23 protein-coding genes and 1 riboswitch are annotated in these 22,620 nt (G+C 64.6%); of the genes, 6 read left to right on the forward strand and 17 right to left on the reverse strand.

What is annotated here, in order from left to right; translation table 11 throughout:
* Positions 1 to 14: 14 nt before the first annotated feature.
* Both ABW137_RS18845 and ABW137_RS18850 read right to left on the reverse strand, forming a co-directional pair.
* Positions 15 to 872, reverse strand: coding sequence for a bifunctional 5,10-methylenetetrahydrofolate dehydrogenase/5,10-methenyltetrahydrofolate cyclohydrolase (locus ABW137_RS18845; protein ID WP_526402759.1), 858 nt, complete (start codon positions 870 to 872; stop codon positions 15 to 17).
* Positions 873 to 914: 42 nt separating this feature from the next.
* Positions 915 to 992: riboswitch (ZMP/ZTP riboswitch) on the reverse strand.
* Between the two features lie 757 nt (positions 993 to 1,749).
* Positions 1,750 to 2,049: a MerR family transcriptional regulator gene (locus ABW137_RS18850; RefSeq protein WP_526402719.1), complete on the reverse strand. Its 300-nt coding sequence runs from the start codon at positions 2,047 to 2,049 to the stop codon at positions 1,750 to 1,752.
* Between the two features lie 147 nt (positions 2,050 to 2,196).
* Here ABW137_RS18850 and ABW137_RS18855 point away from each other — a divergent pair, with 147 nt between their 5' ends.
* The gene (locus tag ABW137_RS18855) at positions 2,197 to 2,640 is read left to right on the forward strand and encodes an Hsp20/alpha crystallin family protein (RefSeq protein ID WP_526402761.1); all 444 of its coding nucleotides are present in this window, start codon (positions 2,197 to 2,199) and stop codon (positions 2,638 to 2,640) included.
* 535 nt (positions 2,641 to 3,175) lie between these two features.
* Here the strand turns inward: ABW137_RS18855 and ABW137_RS18860 are convergent.
* From ABW137_RS18860 to ABW137_RS18875, 4 genes are all read right to left on the reverse strand, one after another.
* A complete protein-coding gene (locus ABW137_RS18860) occupies positions 3,176 to 3,391 on the reverse strand; it encodes a hypothetical protein (protein ID WP_526402721.1) in 216 nt (71 codons plus the stop codon).
* A gap of 212 nt (positions 3,392 to 3,603) precedes the next feature.
* The gene (locus ABW137_RS18865) at positions 3,604 to 4,548 is read right to left on the reverse strand and encodes an NADP-dependent oxidoreductase (RefSeq protein ID WP_526402723.1); all 945 of its coding nucleotides are present in this window, start codon (positions 4,546 to 4,548) and stop codon (positions 3,604 to 3,606) included.
* A 208-nt stretch (positions 4,549 to 4,756) separates the two neighbouring features.
* Positions 4,757 to 5,005: a hypothetical protein gene (locus tag ABW137_RS18870; protein WP_526402725.1), complete on the reverse strand. Its 249-nt coding sequence runs from the start codon at positions 5,003 to 5,005 to the stop codon at positions 4,757 to 4,759.
* 164 nt (positions 5,006 to 5,169) lie between these two features.
* The gene (locus ABW137_RS18875; RefSeq protein WP_526402727.1) at positions 5,170 to 5,754 is read right to left on the reverse strand and encodes a TetR family transcriptional regulator; all 585 of its coding nucleotides are present in this window, start codon (positions 5,752 to 5,754) and stop codon (positions 5,170 to 5,172) included.
* Positions 5,755 to 5,877: 123 nt separating this feature from the next.
* Between ABW137_RS18875 and ABW137_RS18880 the strand changes: the two genes are divergently transcribed.
* Positions 5,878 to 6,432: a cupin domain-containing protein gene (locus ABW137_RS18880; RefSeq protein ID WP_526402729.1), complete on the forward strand. Its 555-nt coding sequence runs from the start codon at positions 5,878 to 5,880 to the stop codon at positions 6,430 to 6,432.
* Between the two features lie 138 nt (positions 6,433 to 6,570).
* A complete protein-coding gene (locus ABW137_RS18885; protein WP_526402731.1) occupies positions 6,571 to 7,506 on the forward strand; it encodes an NADP-dependent oxidoreductase in 936 nt (311 codons plus the stop codon).
* Between the two features lie 46 nt (positions 7,507 to 7,552).
* Here the strand turns inward: ABW137_RS18885 and ABW137_RS18890 are convergent, their stop codons facing one another.
* Together ABW137_RS18890 and ABW137_RS18895 are read right to left on the reverse strand one after the other, a co-directional pair.
* A complete protein-coding gene (locus ABW137_RS18890; RefSeq protein WP_526402733.1) occupies positions 7,553 to 8,290 on the reverse strand; it encodes an SDR family oxidoreductase in 738 nt (245 codons plus the stop codon).
* Positions 8,291 to 8,312: 22 nt separating this feature from the next.
* Complete coding sequence (locus tag ABW137_RS18895) at positions 8,313 to 9,032, reverse strand: hypothetical protein (RefSeq protein ID WP_526402735.1); 720 nt, start codon at positions 9,030 to 9,032, stop codon at positions 8,313 to 8,315.
* A 114-nt stretch (positions 9,033 to 9,146) separates the two neighbouring features.
* Here ABW137_RS18895 and ABW137_RS18900 point away from each other — a divergent pair, with 114 nt between their 5' ends.
* Positions 9,147 to 10,157 (forward strand): GlxA family transcriptional regulator, encoded by a 1,011-nt coding sequence (locus tag ABW137_RS18900; RefSeq protein ID WP_526402737.1) that lies wholly within the window; start codon positions 9,147 to 9,149, stop codon positions 10,155 to 10,157.
* 26 nt (positions 10,158 to 10,183) lie between these two features.
* On the opposite strand, the gene ABW137_RS18905 is transcribed toward ABW137_RS18900, so the two are convergent.
* The 8 genes from ABW137_RS18905 to ABW137_RS18940 all read right to left on the reverse strand — a co-directional run bounded on the left by ABW137_RS18905 (position 10,184) and on the right by ABW137_RS18940 (position 19,386).
* On the reverse strand, positions 10,184 to 11,350 hold the full coding sequence (locus ABW137_RS18905) for a GGDEF domain-containing protein (RefSeq protein ID WP_526402739.1): 1,167 nt from the start codon (positions 11,348 to 11,350) through the stop codon (positions 10,184 to 10,186).
* Positions 11,351 to 11,662: 312 nt separating this feature from the next.
* Positions 11,663 to 12,085: a DUF7700 domain-containing protein gene (locus tag ABW137_RS18910; RefSeq protein ID WP_526402741.1), complete on the reverse strand. Its 423-nt coding sequence runs from the start codon at positions 12,083 to 12,085 to the stop codon at positions 11,663 to 11,665.
* Between the two features lie 98 nt (positions 12,086 to 12,183).
* Positions 12,184 to 13,806: an ABC transporter ATP-binding protein gene (locus tag ABW137_RS18915; protein ID WP_526402743.1), complete on the reverse strand. Its 1,623-nt coding sequence runs from the start codon at positions 13,804 to 13,806 to the stop codon at positions 12,184 to 12,186.
* A complete protein-coding gene (locus ABW137_RS18920; RefSeq protein WP_526402745.1) occupies positions 13,803 to 14,669 on the reverse strand; it encodes an ABC transporter permease in 867 nt (288 codons plus the stop codon). The genes ABW137_RS18915 and ABW137_RS18920 overlap by 4 nt, the downstream gene beginning before the upstream one ends.
* Positions 14,666 to 15,709 (reverse strand): ABC transporter permease, encoded by a 1,044-nt coding sequence (locus tag ABW137_RS18925; RefSeq protein ID WP_526402747.1) that lies wholly within the window; start codon positions 15,707 to 15,709, stop codon positions 14,666 to 14,668. Before ABW137_RS18925 ends, ABW137_RS18920 begins: the two co-directional genes overlap by 4 nt.
* Positions 15,693 to 17,336 carry an ABC transporter substrate-binding protein gene (locus ABW137_RS18930; protein WP_526402749.1) on the reverse strand — a complete coding sequence of 548 codons (1,644 nt, stop codon included), beginning with the start codon at positions 17,334 to 17,336 and terminating at the stop codon, positions 15,693 to 15,695. Before ABW137_RS18930 ends, ABW137_RS18925 begins: the two co-directional genes overlap by 17 nt.
* Before the next feature lie 231 nt (positions 17,337 to 17,567).
* A complete protein-coding gene (locus tag ABW137_RS18935; protein WP_526402751.1) occupies positions 17,568 to 18,245 on the reverse strand; it encodes an ANTAR domain-containing protein in 678 nt (225 codons plus the stop codon).
* Between the two features lie 157 nt (positions 18,246 to 18,402).
* Complete coding sequence (locus tag ABW137_RS18940; RefSeq protein ID WP_526402763.1) at positions 18,403 to 19,386, reverse strand: GGDEF domain-containing protein; 984 nt, start codon at positions 19,384 to 19,386, stop codon at positions 18,403 to 18,405.
* A gap of 360 nt (positions 19,387 to 19,746) precedes the next feature.
* Here ABW137_RS18940 and ABW137_RS18945 point away from each other — a divergent pair, with 360 nt between their 5' ends.
* Positions 19,747 to 21,018 carry a threonine/serine exporter family protein gene (locus ABW137_RS18945; protein ID WP_526402753.1) on the forward strand — a complete coding sequence of 424 codons (1,272 nt, stop codon included), beginning with the start codon at positions 19,747 to 19,749 and terminating at the stop codon, positions 21,016 to 21,018.
* Between the two features lie 83 nt (positions 21,019 to 21,101).
* Here the strand turns inward: ABW137_RS18945 and ABW137_RS18950 are convergent, their stop codons facing one another.
* A complete protein-coding gene (locus ABW137_RS18950) occupies positions 21,102 to 21,689 on the reverse strand; it encodes a TetR/AcrR family transcriptional regulator (protein WP_526402755.1) in 588 nt (195 codons plus the stop codon).
* Between the two features lie 126 nt (positions 21,690 to 21,815).
* Between ABW137_RS18950 and ABW137_RS18955 the strand changes: the two genes are divergently transcribed.
* Positions 21,816 to 22,550: an SDR family NAD(P)-dependent oxidoreductase gene (locus ABW137_RS18955; protein WP_526402757.1), complete on the forward strand. Its 735-nt coding sequence runs from the start codon at positions 21,816 to 21,818 to the stop codon at positions 22,548 to 22,550.
* Positions 22,551 to 22,620 lie beyond the last annotated feature (70 nt).

Consider the following 22,620-nt stretch of genomic DNA (forward strand, 5'->3'; position numbering starts at 1 on the left):
ATGCCTTCCCGTCATCACCGACGCTCGGCCGTTCGTCGAACTCGTGACCCCATGACGGGTAGTCGTTGGCCAGCCGCTTGGACCGTTTGCCGGAGCAGGACGGCGATGGTCGTGGGGCCGACTCCGCCGGGGACTGGGGTGATGAGCCTGGCTCTTTCGGCCGCAGGAGCGTACTCGACGTCGCCGATGTTGCCGAGGTTGTAGCCGGCGTCGACGACGACGGCTGCGGGCTTGATCCATGCACCCTTGATCAATTCCGGTTGGCCGACGGCAGGGACGACGATGTCCGCATCGGCGACGAGCCCCGGCAGGTCGGAAGTTCTCGAGTGGCAGTAGGTGACGGTGGCGTTGCGGGCGAGTAGCAGCATGCCGACGGGCTTTCCCAGGATGGGGCTGCGACCGATCACGACCGCGTGCAGCCCGGTGGGATCGACGTCATAGGCATCAAGGAGATGCATGATCCCAGCTGGCGTGCAGGACTGAAATCCGTTTCCTCCCAGGGACATCGTGGCGAAGGACGCCATGGTCACGCCGTCGACGTCCTTGCTGGGGGTGATTGCTTCGAAGACCGCGCGCTCGTCGATGTGAAGAGGCATCGGGTGCTGGACCAGGATGCCGTCCACGCCGTCGTCGTCGGACAGTTGCTCGACCTGGGCGACGACGTCGCTCGTCGTCGCCGTCGCCGCAATGCGATGGCTCCGCGACTCCAAGCCGACATTGCGGCACCGGTTTGTCTTCATGCGTACGTAGGTGTGCGATGCAGGGTCGTCACCGACCAGAACCGTTGCGAGACAGGCCCTTCGACCTAGCATCTTCTCGATGTTGGCTGCCTGTCGGCGCGTTTCTGCGAGTATGGCGTTGGCGACACGCACCCCATCGATGATGATTGCGGGCAAGGTTCACTCCTCACGGTGGAGGAGCACCCAGGCGGTCGATGCGTCCAAGTCTGTGCTTCCCGGTGGTATCCCACCTGCGCCAGTCGCCGGCCCCTACCTTACCGGGGTGGGTGCTGGACGATGGGTCGGGCATTGCCAGGGCGAGCAGTGCCGGGTCGCACCTCGAACGATCGCCAGTGGCTCGGTCTACCCGCCTGCGTTGAGAGGTGGTTCGAGGTGTGCCTCGGCCCGAGGAGTCCGTCGGACCATGGGTATCCGGCGGAATCGCTTGTAGGCAGCGCCGCGACACATGCCGAGGATCTCTCCGATCTCCTGCCAGGAGACCCCACTGTCGGTTGCGGCGAGCACATTGGCGCGTAAGCGTTTTCGGGCGCCATTGAGACCGCGATGGTTGGGTTGCCGTTTAGCGGTATCGACCGCGGTTGCCGCCTCGACGATACGGCGACGAGTGTTCTCGCTCAATCCGGGCACGAGCCCCCCTGTGTTGAAGGTGCCACAACACGTGGGCGGGGACTAGGCCTGCGAATCGCTTCGATCGGAGGTACCGATCTCAGTCTTGTGATAGCACATTATCGACCGTGCTTGGGGCTTTATCGGCAAGTGCGACAATAAGCTTGAAGGTGGCCGCCGCAGGCGGATACGCTGTTGGTTGGTGGCAAACAATCGCGCTAGCGCAATGCCGTTTGCTGTGCGCGTAGCGCCCTCATCTGCGGGATCTGGGTTGGGCAGCGTCGACCACCGCCGTCCACGGTCTACTCGACGAGCGGATCCGCGCCACGCTCTGGCCCATGTGGCCCCAACGGTAGTTTCGCTCTTTCGTTGCGGCAGTGCCGATGCAACTGGACTGCCGCAATCACCCTCCTCGGTTTTGTTGCGCGCTGAGGGCGGCGTTGGCGTCTTCGAGGTCGAGGATGCGGGTAATACCGGCAATGTTGACCCCGGCCTCGACGAGCGTGGTGATGCGGGCGATGCGGTCGAGGTCGTTGGTGCTGTAGCGGCGGGTTCCGCCGGGCGTGCGTTGTGGGGTGAGCAGGCCGCGCTGTTCCCACAGGCGGATGGATTGAATCGGCGCTCCCGACAGCTCGGAAGCGACCGATATCGCGTAGACCGCCCGCTGCGGTGACGGGCCGGAGTCGCGTGCGTCATCAGTCATGGGTTGCTTGGTTCTCCACCAGTAGGTCCAAAAAATCTGTGCTGAGTGCTTGCGCGAACAGCGTAGCTGAGATATATAAAAACTGTGCCATTTGGCATAGATGTAGACCAGACCGATCACATGATGGGAGTGTTGGAGGTGTCGACCATGTTGGTGCGTAGCGACCCGTTTCGGGATCTGGACCGCTTCACCCAGCAGGTTTTGGGGACGGCGGCCCGGCCGGCGGTGATGCCGATGGATGCCTGGCGCGAAGGCGAAGAATTCGTGGTGGAGTTCGATCTGCCCGGCATCGACGAGGAATCCTTGGATCTCGACATTGAGCGCAATGTGGTGACCGTGCGCGCTCAACGCGCAGATGTCGATCCAGGTCGGGAGATGCTGGCCACCGAACGGCCTCGCGGGGTGTTCTCCCGGCAACTCGTGCTCGGCGACAACCTTGATACCGAACGTATCCAGGCCGTCTATCGGGCAGGGGTGTTGCGGCTCCGGATCCCGGTGGCCGAGAAGGCCAAGCCCCGCAAGATCACCATTGATCACGGTGGTGGCGATCAAGCCACGGCGCTGAATTCGCAGCAGGTCATCAACGCCTGATTGGCCGGTCCGATGCCGACGATGATCGGGTCAGTCAGGACGCCGTGCGGCGCGGTGGCGACGCCGGTGCGCCAGGGTCATCCTGCCGAGCGTGCCCCGGATCAGCTGCTCGCGCCTGAGGTGACCGCGTTGTTCGCCGAAGTCGACGCCATCTTGTGCCTCGCGGCGGTACGACTGGCTCTGCGATGCCGGCCGCCGGCACCACCAGCGACCGGGTACCGCCCAGACCGGCCTCGGTCAGCTGGTCGGGCATGGCCGGAAGCGGTTCGGCGCTGGCACAGCCCGCAGTACCGGGTGCGGGCTGTGCAGCGCGGCCCTCCGTGCCGTGCCCGGCTTCACCGAAACAGTTGAAGACCGAAACAGTTGACGACCGAAACAGTTGAACACCGAAACAGTCAGAGGAGGTGGTGGAATCGCCGCAGTAATGGGTCAGCCCGCCACCCGGGGCCACACAATGGGCAGCGCAATCCGACATCGACGCGCCAAAGCCTAAGTCAGGCAACATCTCCCCGGGAGGCGGGCTGCCTCATCTCCGTCAGCTGGTCTGACGGCCTTCGTAGGGCGGTATTGCGGCCCCAGGCGAGGCGCCGCCCATGTCCTGGGCTGGAATCGTCCCGGCGTCGTAGTCAGTGTCCGCATCTGGGTTGCTGATGGGCGGATTGGCGTCCTCGTCGACGGTTCCTGCTGGACGACCGGCACCCTCACCCGGTTCACTCGAACCGCCTGTTTCCTTCTTTTCGTGTTCGGTCATGATTGGCAACTCTCTGTGGGTGGCCACGTCCTCGTGTGACGCTGATCACATACGAATTCCCTCGAAGGATTGGTCAGAAACGTCCAGACCATGACCGCACGCCGGACGTCAGTGGAACGAATCGCTCATCGCTGACCGATTCATAGCCGGCTGCCGGGCTCGGCTGGTCTGTTCACCGCGCCGTTCCTTTCGATGAGACTGCTGCGGTGGCCTTACTGGTCAGCGGGCACGAGGATGGTCTTGCCATGCAGGCGTCCTGCGTCGGAGTCGTCGTGTACCGCTGCGGTTTCGGCGAGTGGGCGGCGGTTGACGACCTCGATGCGCAGCTGCCCGTCGTCGACGCGCCCGACCAGTCCGGCGAGCTGGGCGGCGTCGCTGCGCACGAAGACCCGCTGTGTGCGGACCTGGCGTCCCGGGTTCTCCGGTCCGAAGACCATCGTGCCGACGTGGAAGCCGCCGTCGGCGACGACGCCGATCAGGGCTTCGGTCTGCTCGTCGGTGGTGCTTACCAGGTTGAGCACCACGTCGAAGGGCGCTCCCGCGACGGCGATCGGGGACTGGGTGTAGTCGATGTAGTTCACGATCCGGTCGGCGCCGTACTCGCGCAGACGGTCGGCGTCGCGGGGCTTGGCGGTCGCGGTGACGACGGCGCCCGCCTGCTTGGCCAACTGGATGGCGTAGCCGCCCACGGCACCGGACGCGCCGTTGATCAGGACCGACTGACCAGCCGTCAGACCGGCGATCTCGAAGAGGGACTGCCAGGCCGTCAGCCCGGCCTCGGGAAGGGCGGCGGCATCGGCAAGTGCCACCGACGTCGGGGCGGCAGCCAGTGACTCGGCAGGCGCGAGGGCGTACTCCGCGGCAGCGCCATCGGCGTCGAGGGGCAAGAATGCGACGACGGCATCGCCGACGTTCCAGCTCTGCACGCCCTCACCGATCTCGGCGACGGTCCCCGCCACGTCGACACCGGGAGTGTGCGGAAAGGCGACCTCGTACACCTCGGCCAGATAGCCGCCGCGGATGCCGGCGTCCACCGGGTTGAACGAGGTGGCGGCCACCTTGACCAGCACCTGCTGCGGTCCGGGAACCGGTCGCGGCGCCTCCTCGTATGCGAGCACGTCGCTGCCGCCATAACGGTGGTATCGCACAGCCTTCATGATTTCCTCCTCGGTTATTTGCTTCGATCGTGAAGCAGTTACGGACCGTACAACTCGCTTCGATATCGAAGCGATTCCGGGTAGACATGTGAGCGTGGTCACAATGGCTCGACGCGGAACTGGTGCGTCGCGGTCCGGGGGTGGGGGAGGATCTGCTCGACGAGGCGTTGACTAACGCTGGCGTCGCGAAGGCGAGGTTGGCTAACGCTCAGCAGGAGGAGGTGAATCCGCAGGGGACGGTCGCCTTCAGAACTGGCTGAGCCTTTGCGGTTGCGGGCGCGGTCGGCACGCTGGTCGTGGTAGCGGTGTCACCGAGTGTCATCCCGGACGAGCTGATGACCACGTTCGGCGCGCCGCCGTCGACGGTCTCCTCGCCCAGTGCCGTCGCGAAGGTTCCCGCGGCTACGAGTGCCGCTCCGGCTACGAGTGCCGCCCGCATCTTTCTCGACTGCTGCATCATTGCAATCCATTCTTTCTGTGGCCCAACCTCTGTGTGGTGTCCGGGTACGCTGACAATCTCGCGTTCACCTGGACAGGTGCTGGATAGCTTCTGGAAATCCACTGCCGATCGCAGGTGGACGTGTGACGTCGGAACCGACACCGATGTTGCGTCGAGCGGTGTCAGCGGAGCCGCGTGGTCGCGGGGCGGGGCACGATCGTAGCGAGCAGGGACATCGCCGCCTCGGAAGCCGATGCCAGATCGGCGCCGTCCCCATCATCTAGCCACTGGCGGTAGGCAGTACGGAACACCTGCACTCCCACATGAGCCGCGAGTCCTGCTACGCCTGGGTCGACTCCATGCTGTAGCAGTACGCTGCCGAACTCGTCGGCCATCTGATGCTGTTTGCTCAGCTCGCGCTCCAGCAAGCAGGGTGTCGACGCGATCATCGCTTCTCGTCGCCGCAGGACCTCTCGGGATCCCAGACTGTCCCAGTTGAATCCCGCCAGGCTTTGGGTCACTGCCTGGAGTGGTGCAGTGACGTCGGCTGCCTGAGTGAACTCCTGAACGAGCGCCGCGCGCAACATGTCCTCGTCGGCGAACAGCACCTCTTGCTTGTCCGAGAAATACCGGAAGAAGGTTCGGGTGGTGACGCGAGCACGCTTGGCGATCTGGACGGCAGTCGTGTCCTCGAACCCTTGCTCCTCGAACAACTCCATCGCGGCCTGCTGCAGCCGCTCTTTGCTGCCCTGCTCCCATCGAGGCATATCGCGACGATACTCCGGTGATGACACGGCGTGACACCGAGGTTATGTCACGCCGCGACATCAGTGCTAGGGTGATGTCACGACGCGACAACAACGTCGAGCGAGGGAAGGGTGGGATGTTCGATGGCCAAGGGAGACAACCCCGCTAAGGTGCTGCTGGGCAGGGCCGGGGATTCGCCGGCGTACTGGTATCGCGGCGTGCTCTGGGACGTCCTGATGTCCGCAGACCAAACACTCGGCGAGTTCACGTTCCTCGAGCAGATCATCCCCGCGGGAGCCGGCCCGCCAGCGCACATCCACGAGCGCCAGGCGGAGGGCTTCTATCTCCTGTCCGGCGAAGTCGAATTCATCGTCGGCCACGACGACGAGGTGGTGCGGGCAGAACCGGGTTCAGCAGTGTGGGTGCCAAAATCCACGCGGCACGCGTTTCGGGTGGTCTCCGACGAGGACGCCCGGGTGTTGAACTTCTACACTCCAGGCGGTTTCGACGATCATCTCCCGTTCTACGGCGTCGAGGCGACGGCACAGACCCTTCCTCCTGCGGATCTCGGAGTGTCGGAGTTGGACCGGGAGCGTCAGGGCACCTCGCAGGAGAGGCGGGACGCCTATCTTCAACGGCTCGCCGACATCGCCGAGGGGGCCTGGGACTTCTCGATACCCGACCCCAATCTGCATTAGCGCCTTGGCAATCTGAGGTTCGACTTCGATCCGACAGCAGGAGGACGCCGTGAAGGAAACTCGACGGCAAGACCAACAGCGTTGGCAACTCGCTAGATTCACCCGCCGGTGGGTGGGCCGTGCAGATGGGAGGCAGAAGTGAAGCGCATTCAGTATCACCAGTATGGCGGGCCCGGCGTGATGCACTTCGAGGACTTCGAGCCCGCACGTCCCGGTAGCGGGGAGTTGTTGATCAGTGTGCGGGCGGCGGCGGCCAATCCATACGACTGGAAGGTCCGCAATGGGGAGATGAAGATCATGACCGGCCGCAAGTTTCCTCGGGGACTGGGTTACGACTTCGCCGGTGTCGTCGAGGCGGTTGGGCCGGACGTCACCCGGCTCAACGTGGGTGATGACGTGCTGGGTGCGGCCCCGATCAAGACCAGCGGTGCGTTCGCCGAGATGGTCGTTGCGGGTGAGAAGGGGGTCGTCAAGAAGCCTGCCGAGCTCTCCTTCGAGGAGGCTGCCGCCATCCCGACCATCGGCGGTGCCGCGCTGCAGGCCTTGGTGACCAAGGGGAAGCTGCGAGCGGGGCAATCCGTTTTCATCCATGGCTGTCTGGGCGGGGTGGGGCGGGCCGCCGTCCAGATCGCCTTGGCGCGCGGGGCCGCGATGGTGGGAGGAAGTTGCCGTGCCAGCGGGGTGCAGGATGCCCGAGACCTGGGCGTCGCCCCGGTCGTCGAGTTCGACTCCATCCCAACGGATTTGGCGAAGACGTTCGACGTCGTCTTCGACACGGTGGGCACGCTTGCGCCAGCAACGGCGCGTAGGTTGCTCGCGCCCGGGGGACACATCATCGACATCGTCCCTTCGGGTGCGAAGTTCCTCAGAAGTGTGTTGCCAGGTCCCTATGAAGTCCTGATTGCAAAGCACAACGTCGAAGATCTCGAGGAGCTTGCGCGGGCGTGCGCAACAGGAGCGCTGCGGCTGCCGATCGCTCGGACGGTACCGCTCGAGGACGCGATCCCAGCGCTGACCGAACTCGAACGCAACAACACACCACGGGGCGGCAAGCTGATCATCACGGCAGGCTGACCTCGACGACGCGGCGATCGCTCATCGTGGCGAATGAGTCGCGAGGTTACTCGGCACCTAGGAGTGTTGGATACAGGGTCTCCGGCGGACCGGCCAACGCGCTCTTGACGTTTCTGGTGAAGTCGTCTGCGAGCACTTCCAACACACCGGAACGCAGACCGTCGTACGCGGCCCCGACGATGTCGGCGGGGTCTTGCTTTTCCACGTCGAGCATGGCGGTCATTGGCGTGTCGGTGTAGCCAAGGTGCAGGCTCAACACATGCGTTCGCTGGGCTGCCAGGTCGAGCCGTATGGAGTTGGTCGCCGACCAGAAGGCCGCCTTGGCGGCGCTGTAGGCGCCGTGACCACCCGTCGGGTCATTTGGGTGTCCCACCACCCAGCTGAGCACGGACTGGACGTTGATGAAGGCGCCTCCGCCGTTCGCTGCGAGAACCGGCGCGAACACACGCGAAACCGACAACGCGCCAAAGAAGTTCACTTCGAAGGTGCGGCGCACGTCGACCATGGGCAGCGCCATCAGTCGATCGGGGTACAGCGAAATGGCGGCATTGTTGACGACCACGCTGGTGTCAGGCGCGGCCGACGCCGCCTGCGCCACCGACTGTTCGTCGGTGACGTCCAGCCGCAGCGGGACCACGCGTTCGTCGCTCCAGTGACGAGGCTTGCGAGCAGTGGCATATACCTTCTCGGCACCGAGATCGATTGCCTGCTGCACGAATTGAGTTCCGAGGCCTCCGTTGGCACCGGTGACCAGTACAGTCGCGCCGTTCAGTGAGATGGACATGAATTCTCCTTCTAGTCAAGAATCAGCGAAGGGTTACGCCCGACACGTCCAGCGTGATCGGCGTCCAAGAGCGGTCGGGGGTGCGGTCGGCGTTCCGGACGTGAATCCGTCGTCGGGTCGTGACTACTACGCCGTCGAAGGTCTCGCGGGCGGTATCGTAGTGTGCCGTCGGAGAACCGCCGTTCACCTCGGGCTGGTAATCCATCCGCCGCTGAAATCCGTTGTCGTCGAAGTAATAGAACTGCGTGGTGTTGTGAGCGTCCACCGTCGACGGAAAGGTCACGCTCAACCCGCGCCACGTTTGTCCGTCTTCCGACCACGGGTCGATCTCGGTGGTTTCTACCCCTCGGTAGGTGAACAGATAGGGCTCCACCAGGTAGCTCCACGTCGCATAGGCACGAAAGTACCCGGCCTGTGCGACCGTCCACTTGGTGTCCTGCGTGTACCCGTCGAAACTGCGCCGCGGCTGTATCAAGACGTCGACGTCGCCATTCGTTTCGGTCACGGTCACCGCGTCGGCTTGCTTGTCGTATTCGATCGTTCGACCCGACGGCTGGTGAAGAACCACGTGCTGACGATGAACGTCGGCGATCACGTGGTCAGTGTCGACGAAGTCGGGGACGCCCTTGAATTCCCAGAATGGGCCGCCGTAGGTGACGTCGGCGTCGATCGTGTGGGCGTGTTGCCAGGGCTGCAGTCCGCCCTGGGCGGTGATGATGAAGTCGAGCAAATTGGTGGACACGAGCATCAGTGTCGTGAACTCCGATACCGCCAAGCCACCGATTGTGGGCCACGAATGCCACCATTCTGGCCAACCTGGGTAAGGTCCGCCCGGCACGCGGCGTTGCACGACTTCATGGAAGTGGCACCGCGCCGGGTCGGCATCCTCTTGTTCGACGGGGTCAAGATGTTGGACGTCGCCGGACCCGCCGAAGTCTTCGCGGAGTCCAATCTGAGCGGCATGCACTATGACGTCGCGACCGTCTCCATCAGCGGGGGGCCGGTGTCCTCATCGATCGGCCCATCCATATCGGCGACTGCCTCTCTTTCCGAGGTAGGTCTCTTCGATACCGTGATCATTCCCGGCGGCGGATTCCCGCGGCGACCAGTCACCACCGAACTCGTCGACGCGGCACTGCAGATGGCCCGCGGGGCGCGGCGAATCTCGTCGGTGTGCACTGGCGCCTTCGTCCTGGCTGCTGGCGATTTCTTGGCAGGCAGGCAAGTGGCCACGCATTGGGCGATGGCCGCCGAACTGGCGCGGCGATATCCAGGCGTCCGCGTAAAGCCCGACGCGATCTGGGTCAAGGATGGCCCGATCTACAGCTCGGGCGGAGTCGCGGCGGGAATCGATCTGGCCTTGGCCCTCGTGGAGGAAGACCATGGCGCGCTGCACGCACGCTCGGTCGCCCGCAACCTCGTGGTCTACATGAAGCGACCGGGCGGTCAATCGCAATTCTCCGCCCCATTGCAGGGACCGCCGGCACGCAGTGAAGCCCTGCGCCGCGCGACCGACAGGGTGCTGGCGGACCCGAGCGAGACGTGGACACCGGCTGCCTTGGCGGCCGAGGCCGGTGTGAGTCGGCGACAGCTGGCCCGGTTGTTTCGCGAGGAGATGGGCACCACTCCGGGCCGGTTCGTCGAGCATTTGCGGTTCGACTTGGCCCGTGCGCTACTCGACGACGGGTTGACCGCCACCCAAGCTGCGGCCCACGCTGGATTTGCAAGCTACGAAGCGCTGCGCCGCGTCTTCGTCAAGCGGCTCGCGGTGGCGCCAGGGCAATACCAGCAACGGTTTGCCACGACAACCAGCGACGCCACGCCTGTCCGCACGGGCTCTTCGAGCTGGAATCCCGTTCGGCCCTAAGCCCACTGGGCGCCAAGGCAAGCCGGTCACCCGCGAGTCCGTCCGCCGCCGTCGAATCTGCCGTCGACTGCGCCGTCGACTTCGCCAATCGTCGAGATCGGGCGGTGGCGGGTCTGGTTTCCTCCGGAACGCTTGGCCTCGTACATGGCAGCGTCCGCAATGCCGATCAGCTCGAAGAGAACCTGCCGGATGACCGCAGCACTCATACCGCTCATCGGGGCACTAGCCGTACCGATGCTGGCGGTGACCGGTAGTGGCACGGCGGCAATCCGATGGCGAAGACGCTCAGCCATGGCCGTGGGGTCAGCCCCTGAATGCACGTCGGCGATCACGAACTCTTCACCGCCGACACGGCCAATTACAGCCATGGGGCCACACGTATCCCTCAACGCCTGACCAACGCTGGCCAAGGCCTGATCCCCCACAGCGTGTCCATGGGTGTCGTTGAGACGCTTGAAATCATCGAGGTCGACCATCGCGGTCACCAGATACGCGCCCTCGACTCCATGGTGCCGGACTGCCAATTCGTAGCTCGAGTACTCGAATTCGCGCCGGTTGAGCAACCCGGTGAGCGAGTCTCGGTCAGACCGGCGTAGATCATCGCGCAGCGCATGAACCAAGGAGTGAATCCCGAACGGGACCCCGATGTTGAGCAGCGCGACGATGGCGAAGGCCGAACCGGCCAAGGCGGCGTCACCCGTGTCGGCGATCAAGCGCAGCATCAAGGCCAACGAGCACGCAATCGCTGCGGTCACGTGAAGGACTACCTGGGCAGCTGCGTGGAAGTAGGCGACGAACCCCCCGATCATCGCCAGAATCGTGCATCCCGCCAATCCGACGTACGGGTCGGACTGGACAAGGCACGAGGCAGCGACGGTCACGGTCGCCACCATGCTGAACACGATGGACTGGACGCGTGTGGGCCAGCGCACCAACCACAGAATGGCGCACCCCGCCCCGACACCGGCGGCGGCGACCGAGAACATCCTGGTCAATGGTTGATCCGGCCCGGTCGGACTGTGAAGCATCACGATCGGTATCACCGCCACCGCGGCGGTGAAGCCGAAGATTGCCGCCCGCCATACCGTTTCGAGCTCGCGACTCTTGACGTACGCGCTGAACCAGTCGAATTGCTCGTCCTGCCCCCACCATCGGCGCAGCCACCCCATCGTGCAGTCACCCCCAAACGCCATGCCTCGTAGCAAACCCAACCTGCCCAACGCAAGGGTAGCGAGCGCCAACGGGTCCGTACTCAACGTGCCGGGTCTGGTGCCGCTTCCCTGCGTATGAAGCATGGCGATCATGGCCGAGCACTACCCGATCGGGCAGCGTGAACGGGCGGTGAAGGGTGTCCGCTGCGCGCGTGTCGTTCGGGTGGGTGTGGAGTGCTGCGGTGGGGCGTGTCGATCTGACGGGCTGGGGTCCGTGTTCGAGACGTACTGCCACGGTGACCGCGGCGGCACGAACCCGGGGGCCGGTCTAGGACGCCTCCTGGGACATCACACCTAGGCGGTGTCTGCCTCGGCGAGCTGCAGATCGCGACTGCGCAGATGGGCCTCGACCTCGACGAGAACGGCGTCAATCACACTCGGGTCGACCTCGTCCGCGAGGGCGGCGGCGCCCGCGAACCGGAGCAGTTCGCGAAGCTGGTTTCTGACCCGCGCCACGATCCAGTCGACGAATGGGCCGTCGGCCACACTGTCGAACCCCACCCAATGGTTTTGGACGCCCGGAGTGAGGTAGTGATAGTGCTCCTCGCCGGGAAACGCGTCGAACCGCAAATGCTCCAGACCCGTCGCGGTTTCGAACACATGCAGCGTCGGGCCGCCCGCCCACGGCGCATCGCTGCCGTCCTCGAACAAGGCACGCCCTTCGACGCCGAAGGTCACCGCCCCGGCGGGGTAATAGGTGGTGGCCTCGACGACCACGGGCAGGGGGTCGCCCTGATACAACTTCCCGAGCCGGGTCGTCGTGTAACTCAACTTCGCCATTGGACTGCCTTTCATTGTGGGGCTGGTTGCGGTTGTCAAGCAGGAGCAGTGCTGAGCCACGGAACGGAGCTCAGAAGCTTTTGGGTGTGCGGCTCTTCGGGGTTCGCGAACACCTCGTCGACACGGCCCGACTCGACCACCGCACCTTGGTGCAGCACCGTCACGGTGTCGGCGAACTGCCGCACCACGCTCAGGTCGTGCGAGACGAAGAGGTAGGTCAGTCCGAGGTCGGACTGCAATGAGACGAGCAGATCCAGGATCTGCGCCTGAACACTGACGTCCAGGGCGGACGTGGGTTCGTCGAGGACGAGGATCTCCGGCTGCAGCGCGACGGCGCGGGCGATCGCGGCCCGCTGTCGCTGGCCGCCGGACAAAGTTGTCGGCTTGGCTTGGGCTACCCGCTCCTCGAGGCCGACGGCGTGCAGCAGTTCCAAGGTCCGTTCCTTGCGCTGCTGGGCGGAACCCACCCCGTAGAGCCGCAGCGGCTCGGCGATGAGGCTGCCGACGGAGTATTGCGGATCGAGTGAGGTGAACGGGTTCTGGTACACCAGCTGCAGGTTCCTGCGGACCTCGCGCAACGACGTGTGGTCGTGTGAGCTCAGTTCGTCGCCGTCGAGAAACACTTTCCCCGAATCCTGCCGCTCGAGCCGAAGTATCGTCCGCACCGCGGTGGACTTGCCGGAGCCGGATTCGCCGACGAGGGCGTGGGTAGTGCCGCGTGCGACGGCGAAGGAAACGCCGTCCAGCGCCACATGGTTGGTTCGGCCGCGGCCGAAGGTCTTGACCAGATCCTGAACGCGTAGGGCAGGCACTCCGTCATTCGCGGTATTGCGTTGCTGGCGAGCCGACTTGGCCTCGCGGTACTTGTCGAGCTGCAATCCGGGGACGTCGCGATAGAGCCTGCGGGCGTAGTCGGAGCGAGGTTCGCTGAGCACTTGGGCTGATGATCCGTACTCTTGGACGGCGCCGTCATTGAGCACGACAACTGCGTCCGAGCGTGCGGCGGCCAGCGAAAGGTCGTGGGTGATGAGCAGGATGCCGACCCCCAGGTCGTTTCGCAGGTCGTCGAGAAGATCCAGAATGGTCTTCTGGACCGTGACGTCGAGGGCCGAGGTGGGTTCATCGGCGACCAGGAGTCCCGGATTGAGCAGGATGGCCATGCCGATCAGGACACGCTGTTGCATACCTCCGGACAACTCGTGGGGGTAGAGCCGAATAACCCGACTTGGCTCCGGAAGGCCGACCCGCTCAAGCACATTCAGGATCAGGTCGCGGCGTTCAGACCTGGTGGAGCGCTGCGATTGGCGTAGCACCTCGTCGAACTGGGCACCGATCCGTCGCACCGGATTCAGGGCGTTGCCCGGATCCTGGGGAATGAAGCCGATCTCGGTTCCGCGTAGCCGCCGAAGTTCTCTGGCCCGGAGTCGGAGAATCTCCTCGCCGCGAAATCGAACGCTCCCATCTACTCGGGACGTGTGCGGATCCAGCAGACCCAGGATGGAATTGGCGATCGTAGACTTGCCGGAGCCCGAACGGCCGATCAATGACACCGTGGAACCGGCGGAGACCTCGAACGACACACCCTTGACGACGTGGTGATCCCCGTAGAACACGTGGAGTCCTGCGACGGCCAGCAATGCCGGCTGTGGAGTTGTCACGCTCTCTCCCCGAAGATTCGACTGATCCGATAAAGCGACAACACCGTCACCGCTATCACGCCTGCGGGTGCAAAGACGAGCCACGGATAACGTTTCATGTATTCCTTGCCGTCAGCCACCAGAAGCCCCCACTCTGACGAGGGCGGCGGGTCGCCGTAGCCCAGGAACGCCAGACCCGAGATCACGATGATCGCGAGCCCGAACTGCAGCACGGCCAGATGAAAGACGCTCCGGTAGGCGTTCGGCAAGATGTGTCGGATGAGGACGTAGGGCTTGGTGCCACCGATCAGATACGACGACTCGATGAAGCTAAGGTGTTTGACCCGCATCACTTCTGACCGCATCAGTCGGGCGAACACGGCTACCGCAGAGACCCCGGTGGCGATCGCGACGTTCACAGTCGCGAACCCGAGCGCGGACACGGTGATGATCGCCAACAGGAATCCAGGGATCGCCAACAGCACGTCGACGACACGGCTGAGCGCGGGGTCTACCCAGCTGCCGATGAAGCCGCTGAGGAGCCCGATTAGAGAGCCGGCGAGCAGCGCGATCGCGACGGCGATGATGGCGCTGGTGACCGACGCCGAGGCGCCGTAGACGATGCGAGTCAGTAGATCTCGGCCGATCTGGTCGGTGCCGAGAAGATGCTCTGCGCTGGGTGGTTGCAGTCGATCAGTGGTGATGCCCGTGTATGGATCGTCGTCGGTGAACCAGCTCGGTGCCACAGACCAGAGTGCGATGGTGAACAGGACCGCGGTCGACAGCCACAGCGTGGCGTTACCAGCCACCAGCCGCACCGAGCGGTTCGGGGTGGCCGGTGCGCTGGGCTGGGCCTTGCTGTGGCCGAGAGCTTCCGTTGTCATGCCGAGTTTCCCTGTGCCGAGGCGTGTTCGATCCGCAGGCGTGGGTCGAGTACCGGGTAGATCAGGTCGGTGAACAGATTGATCGTGATGAACACGATCGCCGCCAGCGTGACCGCGGCCTGCAACACGGGCACATCCTGATTCAGGACCGCGGTTTCCACGACGCTGCCAATTCCTTTGCGCGCAAACACTGCTTCAGTGATGACCGAGCCGCCAAGCACTTCGCCGATGGTCAGAGCCAGTACGGTGACCACGGGTAGCGAGGACGGTTTGAGCAGTTGGCGCCCGAATATCGTGGCGGGGGAGAGTCCCTTCGCGATCGCGACCGTCACGTACGGCTGTCGTCGTACCGTGTCGAGGCTGGTGATGAGCACCTGAGTCAGTTGCGCCGACACCGGGATCGCCAGCGCGATGGCGGGAAACACCGCGGCGTACACGCCGTGCTGATCGCTGAGCGTGAAGAGGCCCAGCTGGAACGACAGGACCTCGATGATGAGAAGGCCAATGGTGAAGTTGGGCACGGACAGAAATAGCGAGGGGAACATCCGGAGCAATCTGCCGCCCCATCGGGGCGGCAGGAAGACCGCTCCGAAGCCGATCGCGAAGGCGAGGACCAGGGAGAACAGCACCGCCAGAGAGGCCAGGGTCAACGTCGATGGCAGCGCCTCCGCGATCACCGTCGTCACCGGGCGGTTGGACACGAGGGAGAAGCCGAAATTGCCGGTGAAGAAACGTCCCAGCGCCACCACCAATTGCTCCACGACGGGCTTGTCGAGGCCGTAGAAGCTGGTGACCGCTCGGATCTCGTCCTCGGTGAAGTCGTTCTCCGGGCTGCGGAGCTGGTTCTCGATCGGGTCACCGGGAATGACGGTCACAACGAGGAAGATCACCAGATAGGTCAGCAGGATCACTGCCGCGGCCTGAAACAACCGCGCGAAGGCGTATTTCAGATACGGATTGGCGTTACTGCCCGGTCTCCACGCAGCGACCTTGCGGCGATCCGTCGTGCCTGCGGTGGCTGCGCTAAGCGGACTGGTCAAGCCAGGTGTCGTAATACCAGGGCCGGGCAACGACATTGAACACAACCCCCTTGACCTTCGACGATTGCAGGTAGGTGCCCTGCGAAATTTGTTCCAGCGGAACGAAGTAGGCCTGGTCGAGGATGTACTCCTGGACTTCTATGGCCAAATCCCGTCGCTTCGCCGCGTCTTGCTCGAGATTGAAGTCGTTGAGCAGCCCGTCCAGTTTGGGGTCGTTTGCGCGGAATTGGTCGGCGCCGTCGCTGGACCACTGGGCATACGAGCTGGCCCCTGCGTCGACCAGACTGTTGTGTGCCTCGTAGAAGGGCAGGCTGTCATCGGTGCCGTACTTGGCATACGCACTGATGTCTGCGTTGCGAAGGGTGACTTCAATTCCCGCCGCTTTCAACTGCTGCGCAATCACTTCCCATTCCAGCTTGGACGTGCTCACGTACGGGGTCGGTACTGCCCAGAAGCTCAGCCGCTCACCGCCTTTGACGCGGATGCCGTCCTCGCCGACCTGGTTCCATCCCGCTTCGTCGAGGAGTTGCTCGGCCCGGGCCTGGTCGAAGGCGAAGCGGTCCGAAAGGTCGACGGCTTCAGGGACGTTGCTGTTGAAGATCGTGGTCGCCGGCAGCCAGTCCTCGGTGTAGACGGTTTGCAGGATTTCATCTCGGTTGATCGCGTGCTGGATCGCCTGTCGCACCTTGATGTCATCGAGGTGTTGAGCTGAGAGCCGCAGCTGCAGACCGTGCACCGCCCCGAAGAACCGTGGGGTCTGCACCACGAATCCCTCGGACTTGGCGGCCGAAAGTTCCTCCGGCGGCACGTTCTGCGCGATGTCAGCCTGACCAGATTCGACCGACGTTCCGCGTTGAAGGTCGTCGGGAATGACGCGGAAGGTAATGGTGTCCAGGTATGCCTGCCCCTCGTGCTGCGCATTCTCGGCGGGCCAGTCGTAGTCCGGCCGCTTCTCCAAGACCACCTCCTGGTTCGGCGCCCAAGACGTCACCACGAATGGACCAGAGCCGGCAATGTTCGACAGGTCGCTCTGCTCGTCGACGCTCAAGTCGAGGGTCTTCTTACTGAGGACGATCGTGCCGTGGTAACCGAGGGAGGGGATGAAACTGAGGTCGGGCCGGTTCAGCGTCACTTTGACGGTGTGGTCGTCGACTGCTGCCGCGGATTCGAAGCTCTTGGGAAACAGTGCGACTCGGGTGATTCCGCGACGGGAGTCGCCCGCTGCCCAGATGTTCAGATTCGCGACGGCGGTCTCGGCATCAAACGGCGTTCCGTCGGAGAACGTCACGCCCGGCCGCAGGTGCAGTACGTACTCCGTTCCGTCTTCGCTGACATCCCAGCTCTCGGCAAGCCATGGGAACACCTTGCCGTCGTTGTCGACGTAGACGAGTTTGTCCGTGATCTGGCCCCACACCTGAGCTTCGTACAGGTTGCTGGCGGACTTGCTGGGCACCCACCCGGTCGAGAAGTTGTTCGTCAGCACCGTGATCTCGCCGCCGGCTTGCGGCTCCGAGCTGGTCGAGGATGAGCCGTCGGCAGCCGGGCCCGACTCCGACGAGGAGCACGCCACCATCGTCAGAGCGAGCACGGCGACCGCCGCGTGTTTCCACTCGATCCGGGACTTCATCGGAAAACCACTCCTCAGCTTGTGTCGCTGCGCACGCGCAGACCTGGCACGAGCTCGAAGGGGCCGGGCTCCGGGAAAGCATCCGTCGGCCGGCGACGCGGATCAACGCAACGCGGCTACGTCTTTCCAGTAGCAAAAGTGTGCAAATGGGTTGCGACGCTACCGAGCGGACCGGCGACGAAAAGCGTTGGGCGACAGCACGACGGTGCATGCCGCGCGAGCCGCAAGCGCCTAACGGGTGATGATGCGGTCGGCGACTTCGGTGAGCTTCATGTTCTGTTCTTGGCTCAGCTGACGCATCATCTGGAAGGCACGAACGTCGTCGACCCCGAACCGCTCCATGATGATTCCCTTGGCCTGCCCGATGCGGTCCCGCGACAGCAACGCAGTCTGGAGTTGTTGTTCCGTCTGGGTCGTGATGATGGCGGCGGCGGCATGGGCTGCCAGCACACTGCCGGCGGTTTCTGCGTCGGAGTCCCATTTCCTGGGTTGTAGACCGAAGAGGTTGAGCGCACCGGCGGTGCGGTCACCGGTGTAGAGCTTGAAGGACATTCCGCTGAGGACGCCGATCTCGACCACGGCAGACGAGTACTGGGGCCACCGTGTTTCCTCGCGGAAGTCGTCGGTGCGCACGACGGTGTCCGCGAGCGCCGCCTGCCGACAGGGGCCCTCCTTCAGCGTCATCTGCAGGATGTCGAGCTGATGCGGGAGCTCGCTGGTGACGGCCAACGAATCGAAGTCGCCGCCCTTCTTGACCACGAGGATCCCGGCCGTGTCGACACCGGGGATGAGCTCGACGGCGGCCGACGTCACCTCGCGCAGGACCGCGTCGAGCGTGCGCTCGGAGGCGAGTGTCCTCGCCATTTCCGCCATGCGGATGGCGATGTCGCGCTCTACCGGATGTGCCATGTGGACAACCATTCACTCTTGCGGGTTCCGAATGACGCCGTCACCTCGGGTGCCGCCACAGTACTAGGCTCCACCTCACCCCGATCCTAGGGTCCTGCTGCCCGCGGTATCGCGTCATCCAGGGCTGCCGCAGCGGATGGGTCGAGTTCGATGTTGCTCACGCGCTTGCACCGCCGCCGACGTCATCACGCAGGGGACGCCCGCGGCCCTGGTACAGCGCGGCATCGGCTCGTGCATACAGTTCGGCGACGTTGGGTTTCAACGAGCTCCCCGTGGCCGTACCGAGGCTGACCCCGGGTGTATTCGACCGGATACTGCGGAGGAAGTCCTCCACGACCTCGGGTGCTTCACCAACGAGGCAGGCGGCGAACTCGTCGCCTCCCAGTCGGGCCAAGACGGCCCGACGAGGAACGGCTTGTTTCCAGTGGCCTGCGTAATCGGTGATGCGCCGGTCCCCGGCGCGATGTCCGTAGGTGTCGTTCAGGGTCTTGAGGCCATCGATGTCGAGGGCAATGACCGTGACGGAGACTGGAGTCGCCCGAAAGCGCCTCAGCAGGTCGGACGTCGCGATCTCCCACCCGGCCCGATTGAGGAGGCCAGTCAGGGGGTCTGCGCAGGCTGCGGTGAACATCGCACGCATGAGCAGACCGAAGGACTCGGCTGCGCCAGTGATCGCCACGGCGATGATGAGAAAGGTAATGACCCCCACATGTGGCGCCGGGGCAACGCCGACCGCTACCGCACAGGCCGCCGTCAGAGAGGCGATCAAGGCCCATGCCTGCCGGGGCGAGTGGAACGCCCGCAGGTACATCGCCAGGAACATCGGGCCGATCAAGCAGACGTATTCGGCCGTCATCGTGACGTGGAAGGCCATCACGATGGGGGTGGCCGCGATAGCGGCCGTGGTCGCCAACATGACGTGATCCGGCCTGATGGCGAGGAGGGCGAGCGCCCCCGTTCCGAGGACGATGGCGATGATCCCGCCGGTCGGGTTGGCATAGGCGAGGTCGGTACGCACTGGAAACAGCGTGAAGACCACCCCGTACGCGAAGAGGAACGTCGTAGCGCCCAAATAGATGCGCAACAACCTTGCTCGCTGGTTGCTCAAGACGCCGCCATCTGCGCTGGCGAGCGAGCTCAAGCGATACATGACGCTTAACCTGCCCGTGACTGCCCGCAGTCGTCAATTTGCCGCTCCGGCTTCCCCCTGGAACCCGGAGCGGCAAACCGACCAACACTCAGAAATCGAGACCACCGTCATCGCAACGACATCCAACCCGCGGTGAGGCCTCAGACAGGGGGCTGATCGGTGGCGGGGGGCTAGAAGTGATCGGAAACCTGTGCGCGCGGTGTTCCGAGTGCGACGCCCCCGTCGGCGAGCGGCTCGTCGAGGTCACGAAGCTGGATTGACCACTGGGCAGTGGGTGCGACTTCGTGGGCGAACACGCGTCGATATGGGTGATGCGTCTGAGCCTGCGCCTCGACCTGGCAGAGTGACGCCGTGTCCGAAGACGACGACGCCGTCCGCGCCTTGCTGGCCTACCTGGGCGCTGCGATGGTCGCAACGGGGCAGCCGGTCAGCGACGTGGAGGACGAGCTGGCTGCGGTGAGCGCCGCGCTCGGCTACCCCGACGTCCAGATCGCGGCGTCGCCGACCGGGGTAATGCTGAACCTGGCCAGCGGTGCGGCCGCGACGTTCGAGTCGGTCAAGGGCGGACTGCGCCTGGACCAGGCCGCCGAGGTCCGGACGATCCGTCATCGGTTGTCGCTGTCCACTGTCACGGTGTCTCAGGCCACCAGCGAGCTGCTCGAGCTACGCCATCGTCCACCCCGCTATCCGCAGTGGTTGGCCAACCTCGGCTGGATCGCGATCGCCACCGGGATCGCCCTCATCCTGCAGCCTGGGGGCGCCAACGTCGCCTTCGCGGCCGTCGGAGCCGTCGTGGTGGTGGCCCTTTTCCGCCTTGGGCAGCGGTTCAGCCTGATCGCCACGCTGCTGCCGACCCTTGCCGCCTTCCTTCTGGCGTGCGGGGTGTTCGCAGCCGCCAACGCCGACTTGCTGGACGGACCGCTGCGAACCCTGCTGCCGCCGCTCGCCGTGCTGTTGCCAGGCGCGTTGATCGTCACCGCGATGTCGGAGCTCGCCGCAGGCGACATGGTGGCCGGAGCGTCACGGTTGACCTTCGGGCTGGTCCAGCTGCTCCTGTTCACCCTCGGCATCGTCGCGGCCAGCCAGGTAATCACCGTGCCTGCGGCCGAATTGACCAATCTTCGCGTCGACACACTGGGCTGGTGGGCTGCCCCGCTGGGGCTGATGCTGATCAGCATCGGAATCGGGGCATTGGAGAGTCCGCCGGTGCGACTGCTGCCCTGGATCACCGTGGTCTTGATCCTCGCCTTCGCCGCCCAGAGTTTTGGGCAACACGTCGGTGGTGCGGTGCTCGGTAGCTTCCTGGGCGCGGTCGCCGCCAGCTTGGGTTCGTCGCTCGTCGAGGCCGTGGTTCCGAACCTGCCCCGGTTGGTGGTCTTCCTGCCGGCATTCTGGCTGCTCGTCCCCGGCAGCCTCGGTCTGCTCTCCACCACTGCCCTCGTCACCAATCCCAGCGGTGGCGGGGCGAACGCAATCGGCGTGGCGACGGTGGTCTGTGCGATCGCGGTCGGATTGTTGGTCGGCGCGGCGGTGGCCCGGTCCTTTGGCGGTGTCCTCCAGAGGCTGCGGCGCGGGTATCCGCTGCGCGGACGGGGTCGGCCGGGCCGGAGCCTTCTGCGCTGAACGGGCAACGCGATACCGAAGCGGGCCAAATCGCGGAACAGACGCCAACCCAGTTTGGTACCGGCGTGAACTTCTCCTCCGCGTCAACCTCGGCTGAGCTCGCCGCCCGTGGGAATGGCGTTTTCGATGAGGACGACCGCGATGGCTGCGGCGGTGGCGAAGGTGTCGGAGTCGAGAACTCGGTTGCGGGCCGAAGCCCCATCCAGGAGCAGTGCCAGCTGTTCGCCGAGTTGTTCGGGGTTGGTGGCACCGGCCTGGCGCGCGGCGTCGGTCAGCCGCGCGGCAAAGGCGATCTTGTAGTCGCGGGCGTTGACGCGGGCCGGGTGGGCGCTGTCGTGGATTTCGACGGCCGCCGCGATGAACGGGCACAGCGGCGCGTGAATGTCGAAGGCGGCGAGCAGCCGTTCGCGGGGTGTGAGGTCGGTGCGGTCGAACACTTCGGGCAGGATGTCGGGATCGAATCGGCGGAGGTGTTCGGCGATCAGCTCATCCTTGCTGGTGAAGTGCTGGTAGAAGGTCCGCTTTGACACCTGGGCCACCGTGCAGAGCTGGTCGAGGCCGGTGCTGTTGATGCCTTGATCGCGGAACAGTTGCCGTGACGCACTGAGGATGCGCTCTCGGGCACCCCTGCCGCGGCGCAGGCCGCGTGGCCCCTTCTCCAACTCCGTCATTTACCCAGGATAGCCCAGTTGGGTACCGATCGGTGTGCATAGCTTGCGCTCCTGGTGGTCGTTCGCTACGTTAAGTACGCAGATCGGTGTACATAGCATCGGCGCTATCGGATGAATGGAGTGATCGTGGGAAAGCTCGATGGCAAGGTCGCGGTAATCACCGGCGGGACGAGTGGGATGGCGCTGGCTGGCGCCAAGTTGTTCGTCGACGAGGGAGCTCACGTCTTCATCACGGGCCGACGGCAGGACGCGCTGGACCAGGCCGTCGAACAGATTGGCCGCAATGTCACTGGCGTGCAGGGCGATTCGGCCGACCTCGGCGATCTGGACCGTCTGTTCGACACGGTCAAACGGGAAAAGGGCGCGATCGACGTGTTGTGGGCAAGCGCCGGAGTCGGCAAGCAGAGCAAGCTCGGCGAGATCACCGAGCAGGACTTCCACGACGCATTCTGGTTGAACGCTCGCGGCACGCTGTTCACGGTGCAGAAGGCGCTGCCGCTGTTCAACGACGGCGGCTCGATCTTGATGACCGGATCGAACGCGTCGCTGCGCGGCTACCCCGATTGGAGTGTCTACGCGGGGAGCAAGGCCGTGCTGCCCGGCTACGCCCGGGTGTGGGTGTCGGAGTTGAGGGACAGGAAGATCCGGGTGAACGTCCTGACCCCCGGCCAGGTGGCCACGCCGGCCCTGGAACAGGTGATGACCGAGGAGCAGAAGGCGCAGTTCGAGTCGGTGATCCCGCGCCGAGAGTCGGGCCGCCCCGAGGAGATCGCCTCGGCCGCGCTGTTCCTCGCCTCTGATGACTCCAGCTATGTCAATGGCCACGAACTGGTGGTCGACGGCGGCACCACGGTGATCTGAGTGAGCGAAACCGCCAGGCCGGCGGAAAGACGCGTCGCACCGGACCGTGGCCGCCCGTGGCCCACCCTGG

Origin of the sequence: Mycobacterium sp. (assembly GCF_040509115.1) — a bacterium.
Lineage (GTDB): Bacteria > Actinomycetota > Actinomycetes > Mycobacteriales > Mycobacteriaceae > Mycobacterium.